The organism is Mesorhizobium sp. M1328 (assembly GCF_040318075.1).
Lineage (GTDB): Bacteria > Pseudomonadota > Alphaproteobacteria > Rhizobiales > Rhizobiaceae > Mesorhizobium.
Window position 1 is genome coordinate 1 of the sequence record NZ_JAMYLO010000060.1, and the last position, 6,401, is coordinate 6,401.

The 6,401-nt window shown below is 63.5% G+C and carries 5 protein-coding genes; all 5 read right to left on the reverse strand.

All coding sequences use genetic code 11. The features are described from left to right. Positions 1 to 95: 95 nt before the first annotated feature. The 5 genes from NKH23_RS34160 to NKH23_RS34180 are packed head-to-tail and all read right to left on the reverse strand — an operon-like array spanning position 96 to position 5,780. A complete protein-coding gene (locus NKH23_RS34160; protein ID WP_353036742.1) occupies positions 96 to 602 on the reverse strand; it encodes a sarcosine oxidase subunit gamma in 507 nt (168 codons plus the stop codon). Further along, entirely contained in the window at positions 595 to 3,681 is a 3,087-nt protein-coding gene (locus NKH23_RS34165) for a sarcosine oxidase subunit alpha family protein (RefSeq protein WP_353036744.1), read from the reverse strand. Before NKH23_RS34165 ends, NKH23_RS34160 begins: the two co-directional genes overlap by 8 nt. Further along, on the reverse strand, positions 3,678 to 3,944 hold the full coding sequence (locus NKH23_RS34170; protein WP_353036746.1) for a sarcosine oxidase subunit delta: 267 nt from the start codon (positions 3,942 to 3,944) through the stop codon (positions 3,678 to 3,680). The genes NKH23_RS34165 and NKH23_RS34170 overlap by 4 nt, the downstream gene beginning before the upstream one ends. A 17-nt stretch (positions 3,945 to 3,961) precedes the next feature. Then, a complete protein-coding gene (locus tag NKH23_RS34175) occupies positions 3,962 to 5,215 on the reverse strand; it encodes a sarcosine oxidase subunit beta family protein (protein WP_353036748.1) in 1,254 nt (417 codons plus the stop codon). A 7-nt stretch (positions 5,216 to 5,222) separates the two neighbouring features. Further along, on the reverse strand, positions 5,223 to 5,780 hold the full coding sequence (locus NKH23_RS34180; RefSeq protein ID WP_353036750.1) for a hypothetical protein: 558 nt from the start codon (positions 5,778 to 5,780) through the stop codon (positions 5,223 to 5,225). Positions 5,781 to 6,401 lie beyond the last annotated feature (621 nt).

Sequence of the window (6,401 nt, forward strand, 5' to 3'; positions counted from 1 at the left end):
CTTATCTTGATAGATGACGATTTCACGAGGCAATCAATTGGCCTCAAACGCGGACAGGTCGGCAGCCCGATTCGACCGATTCGAGGCGGTAGTAGTCAGGTACTCGCCGCGGTGGCGTCGGCAATCCACTCCGTCAGGCCCTTGCTGAAGCTGCGCGGGACGAGAAGGTCGCATTCGAATGCGCTCCTGCGCAGCAGCAGGACCGGCACGCGATGGAGGCCGGTCTGGACCGCGCGTCCATCGCCCAGTGTCTCCCAATCCACCGCGACGCACCCCTCCAGCACATGTTTGACGCCCTCGCCGGAAAGCCGCAGCCGCATCCTGCCCTCGCCGAGCGGGAGCGCGCAGCCGAGTTCCGGATCGACATCGATAATGGGCGGCGGGCCGTCGCAAAGCAGCCAGAACCGGCGCGGCGCAATGCGGATGACGAGCCAGCGGTCATGACGAGCGGTCTCGCCGACTTTTTTCGGCAGCGGCCCGCCCAGCATCCGGTCAAGTTCCGCCTCGAATGGCGCCATGGCGCCGTCCCAGCCCTCGAATTGGACGATCGCGCAGTCATACGCCGCCATCTCGAACCCCGCCATGTTCGAACCATCAGCCATGCAGCCGCTCTCCCTTCGGGTCGAGGAACACGGGCGAGACGATGCGGACGTGCACCGTCTCTCCCTCGACCGGATGTGTGGCGACGATCTCCGAGTCTTCCTCGTCCGCGGCGTTTCGGGCAAGAAGTCCGAGGCCGACCCAGGTGTCGAGCGTTGGGCTGTAGGTCACCGAGGTGATGCGGCCGAGACCGTGGCCCTGCAGCGGGTCGCCAAGCCTGAACAGGATCGCGCCTCCGCGCAACAGCTTGCCCGGCTCGACGCAGAGCAGCCCGACAAGCCGCGGGCGCGCCGGGTCGTTGAAGGCTTCGCGGCGGCCAAGCACCTCGCCGACGAAGCCGCTGCGCTTGCCCGCCATGCGGCTGAGCCCGAGGTCATCGAGCGTCGTCCTGCCGTCGATTTCCGGCCCCGCGACATGGCCCTTCTCGACGCGCAGGGCGCCCAGTGCCTCGACGCCGTAAGGCTTCTGGCCGAAAGGCACGCCGGCCTCCATCAACAGGGACCACACCTCCTTGCCCACACTCGCGCCGGCATAGATCTCGTAAGCCCGCTCGCCCGAAAAGCTGAGGCGGACCATACGAAGGGGCCTGCCGCGATATTTCTCTTCAAGCAGCCCCATATGCGGCAATGCCTCGTTGGAGACGTCGAGATCGGGAAACGCGGCGGCGAGGATATCGCGGCTCTTCGGACCGGCAACCGACATCGCCGCCCATTCGTCAGTAACGGAGGTCACCGAGACGCGAAGGCCCGGCCAGGCGATATCGAGCAGGAATTCAAGCCAGGACATTACGTCTGCGGCCTTCGCGGTCGATGTCGTCATAAAAAAGTGTTGCTCGCCGAGCCGAGTCGTGGTGCCATCGTCGAAGACCATGCCGTCGTCGCGCAGCATGATGCCGTAGCGCGCGCGGCCGATCGGCAGCTTGGCAAAACCGTTGACATAGACGCGGTCGAGGAATTCAGCCGCGTCCGGCCCCTGGACGTCGATCTTCCCGAGCGTGGAGATGTCCATCACGCCGGCCGCCTTGCGCACCATTCGCATTTCTGCGATGTAGGCCTCGTCCACATCGCGGCCGGAAGCAAGGTAGAACCAGGGCCGCATCCAGACGCCCGTCTCCAGCATCTGCGCGCCATTGGCGACATGCCAATCATGCATTGGCGTGCACCGGAACGGCTTGTAATGATGGCCCTTGCTGCGCCCAGCCAGCGCTCCGACGGCGACTGGAGTATAGGGCGGCCGGAACGTTGTGGTGCCAACGTCCGACACCGCCATGCCGCGCAGGCCGCCCATGGCCGAGAGCGCATGGAAATTGCTTGTCTTGCCCTGGTCGGTGCCCATGCCAAGCGTCGTGTAGCGCTTCAGATGCTCGACTGACTCGTATCCCTCGCGATGCGCCAGCGCGATGTCAGCGGCGGTCACGTCCATCTGCAAGTCGATGAAGGCCTTGCCTCCGGTAACTTCCGCCATTTTTTCGACCCCCTCTCCGGTTCCGGCGAACCACGTCTTCCCCGATCGATGGGGGAGAGGATGTTCCGGCCAAATAGCAGGGCTCCCATCCTCTCCCCTCATCAAGTGGGAGAGATGTGCCGAGCGAAGTGAGGCGGAGAGGGAGCTCGGTCCCGCATTGACCCTAGTAAGATTCAGCCTGACGGGCGGACGGACTGATTTCGTTGCACCGCAGCATGCAGATGCTTCGGCCCCTGCACGATGCCCGTCCTCGATCGCGCCCGCACTTGTCCAGGTTCCCGTGACTGCGCCGGCCACCAACTGCCCCGCTCCAAGTTTTCCGGGAACGAAGGCGCGAATGTCCTCACGATAGACCGGCTTGACCCCGAGATGGGAGGTCAGATGCACCGTGGGCGACCAGCCGCCGGAGACCGCGACAAGATCGCATTCGACGGTGGCCGTACCGCCCGGTTCGGAAAGCGTAATAGCGCGTACGGTGTGACGGCCCAAGGCATTGGAAATCAGCGATTTCGTGCGGACGGCGATGCCCCGGCGGCGCACCTGTTCCAAAAGTTCACGTGTCGGTTCGGCGCGGCTGTCAGCTATCGTCACTTCGGCCCCGGCTGCCGCAAGATCAAAGGCTGCGGAATAAGCGCTGTCGTTGTCGGTTGCGACCATCACCCTCGTACCTGCAAGTACGGCAAAGCGGTTCAGATAGGTCCGCGCCGCGGAGGCCAGCATGATGCCGGGTCGGTCATTGTTGGCGAAGGTAAGCGGCCGCTCGATCGATCCCGTAGCGTAGACGATCGTTTTCGCGCGCAAAAGCGCCATCATCTGGCGCGCCTCGCCCTTTGCCGGATCGGTGGTTGCGGAGCCGTGCCGCTCGACGAGCCCGAGCACATTGCTGTCATAGGCCCCGAACGCGGTGGTGCGCGTCATCACCGAAACATTTGGCATGTCGGCGAGCCGAGCGAGCGTTTCAGAAAGCCAGGCCTGGGCCTCGCCGTCCGCCGGCTTAGACAAAAGCGCACCGCCAGCCAAAAACTCCTGTTCTACGAGGATCACCCGGGCGCCCGCCTCGCCCGCCGCCAGCGCTGCCGAAACCCCCGCCGGTCCGGCCCCTATCACTGCCACGTCGGCGAAGAGATGGCGTACCTCGTAGCGATCCGGGTCGGGCTCCTCGCCCGCTCGGCCGAGCCCGGCGGCCTTGCGGATGAAATGCTCATAGAACATCCATGCCCGCCGTGTCGGACCCATGAAGGTCTTGTAGTAAAAACCAGCCGAAAGAAACGGTGCGAACAGTCCGTTGACGCTTTGTATGTCGAACTTCAACGACGGCCAGCGGTTCTGGCTCTCGGCAACCAGCCCGTCGGCCAGTTCCACCGTGGTCGCCGGCAGGTTCGGCTCGCGGCGACTAGCCGTCCCCACCGTCACGAGAGCGTTCGGCTCCTCCGGCCCGGCCGAATAGATCCCGCGCGGCCGGTGGTACTTGAAGCTGCGGCCGACCAGGCCGATTCCGTTCGCCAGCAGCGCTGAAGCGAGCGTATCGCCTCGGAAACCGGCTAAAGCCTTATCGTCAAAGATGAATTCGATCCGTTGCGATCGATCGATCCGCCCGCCTTCGTGAAGCCGCCTCATGCGCGCGCCGCCCGTGCGGAGCGGACCGAGCCGATCTCATGGTTGCGTGTATCGCGCCCCACCACCAACCATTGACGGCAGCCCATCACGTGCTGCCAGTACTCGCGATGCGGTCCGGCCGGGTTCTCGCGCACGAAGACGTAACGGTACCAGGCCTCGAAATCCGCGTCGTCGTGGGCAGGACGGACGACGGACGCGTCGCCGCCGTAGCGGAACTCGTCGTGGTCGCGCGGGCCGCAGTAGGGGCATTCGATGCGTAGCATGGTTTTGGGTCTCTCGGTTATTGCAGCCACGCGAACGGCCCGACGCCGGCCTCGTCGATCGTGCGGCCAGTCCGGAAACGATCCAGGCTGTAGGCGGCGCTCAGTGGATGCGGCTTTCCGGTGGCGATGGTATGCGCGAAGCACCACCCTGAGGCCGGCGTGGCCTTGAAGCCGCCATAGCACCAGCCACCGTTTAGGTAGAGCCCGTCGACTGGCGTAGGGCAGATGATGGGGCTGCCGTCCGGCGTCATGTCCATCACCCCGCCCCAGTGGCGCAAAATGCGCAGGCGGGAAATGCAGGGCATTACGTCGACTGCTGCCTCCGCGACTTCGCGTATCATCCCGAGATTGCCGCGCTGAGCATAGGAATTATAGCCGTCGAGACCGCCGCCGAAGACCAGCCCACCCTTGTCGGACTGGCTGACGTAGAAATGCTCTTTGCCGTGGGCCACGACGTGGTGTACCAGGGGCTTGATCGGCTCCGTCACGAAAGCCTGCAGGACATGGCTCTCGATCGGCAGTTCTAGGCCCGCCTTCCGGCCGAGCACCGAGGTGTGACCCGCCACCGCAAGCCCTACTTTCCCGGCCCCGATCCGATCCCTCGTCGTCTCGACGCCGACGATGCGCTCGCCGTCACGGACGAAACCCGTCACCTCGCAGCCCTGGATAATGTCGACGCCGTGGGCGTCGGCGGCTCGCGCGTAGCCCCAGGCCACCGCGTCGTGACGTGCCGTACCGGCGCGGCCTTGGAAGATCGCGCCATGGATCGGGGAACGCGCCGTTTCGGAAAAATCGAGGTAGGGGACGAGCCGCCGCACCTCGTCGCGGTCGAGAATGTCGGCGTCGACGCCGTTCAGCCGCATGATGTTGGCGCGGCGACCGAAGCCATAGAGCTGGTCGGCCGAATGGGCGGTGATCAGCATGCCGCGCTGGGAGAACATGACGTTGAAATTCAGCGCCTGCGACATGCCTTCCCAGAGCTTCATCGAGAATTCGTAGAACTGGGTGTTGCCGTCGAGCAGGTAGTTGGAGCGAATGACCGTGGTGTTGCGGCCGACATTGCCACCGCCGACATAACCCTTTTCCAGCACTGCGACATTGCGGATGCCGTGGTTCTCGGCGAGGTAGAATGCGGTCGCGAGGCCGTGCCCGCCGCCGCCGATAATCAGGACGTCGTATGCGGACTTGGGCGAAGCATCACGCCAAACCGGCTGCCAGCCGGTATGCCCTTTCAAGGCTTGAGCGATTACAGTGAAACCGGAATAGCGCATTGGACAATCAACAATATTGAACTGCACTGACGTCGTAATTGGGATCAGCCCAACGGGCGCCCATCAGGTCGCCCCCAACAACAGTGGCGCCGGCAAGAAGCCCAACGCTGAGTGAAGATGCCGGAACGCGGATGGACGTTAACAGTTCACCAACATAGATGAAGCCTTCCTGAGTCGCGCCGGTCCGGATAGCAGCTTGGTCCCCAGAGAAAAATGGGCCATTGCCAGGCGCGAGAATGACCTCATTTATCTGCACTGCACTGCACTTCACTTTGCGTTGACGGGGCGGATGCAGTTCGAAGCACTGCCCGTCAACTATGCGCCACTTGGCGTTGGATTCACCAACATAAAGTCGCGAACGGTACCATCGCGTTTTCAGATGACAGGCCCTCAAGGCGCGGCTGGCCGGCTTTGGCCTGCCACCCCGCTTAGACAAAACGCGGTTGGTCGAGTTTGGGCGGTTCGCGACCCTCTCACGACAGCGGCGTGGCAAGCGGCGACCCGAGACCTTCGCCTTTTTGGGCTCCGCCCAGTACTGCGGGCGGACCCGGGATGGCCGGTTCATCGTGAAGCACAAGACGGAAGGGAAACGCCTGACGCGCAAGCTGACGGCGCTGCGCCTAGCGGCTCATGCATGCGCCAATGGCTGCGGAGCACAGGTGGTTCGCCGCCGTTCTGCATGGACACTACGGCTACTACGGCAGGCCGCACAACTACCCAGCGCTCAATGGATTCCATGGGCAAATGCGCCGGATATGGCTACGGTGTCTGAGACGGTGCAGCCAGAAAAGCCGGCGCATGGGCTGATCGGACTTCGAGACCCTGACGTTGCGCCCCCCCCTGCCAACTCCGCGCACCACGCGAACTTGGACGCAAGCACGGATATGACACAGGTTACTCTTGGGAAGAGCCGGGTGCGGGAAATCCGCCCGCCCGGGTCTGTGAGGGCGAAAGCCGAATGGCTGAGCTACTCGACCATGATCGCGTTCAAACCGAGCGCATTCCAAAGGGGGGAACGTCGTCTGTCATCTAGAAAAGCGATGGCACAGTTCGCGACTTTATGTTGGTGAATCCAACGCCAAGTGGCGCATAGTTGACGGGAACAGCGCGAACTGCATCCGCACATTGTTTCATTTATTGAGGATCACAACGCCGGTAGATTGTCGTAGTGCAAGCGTTATCTACC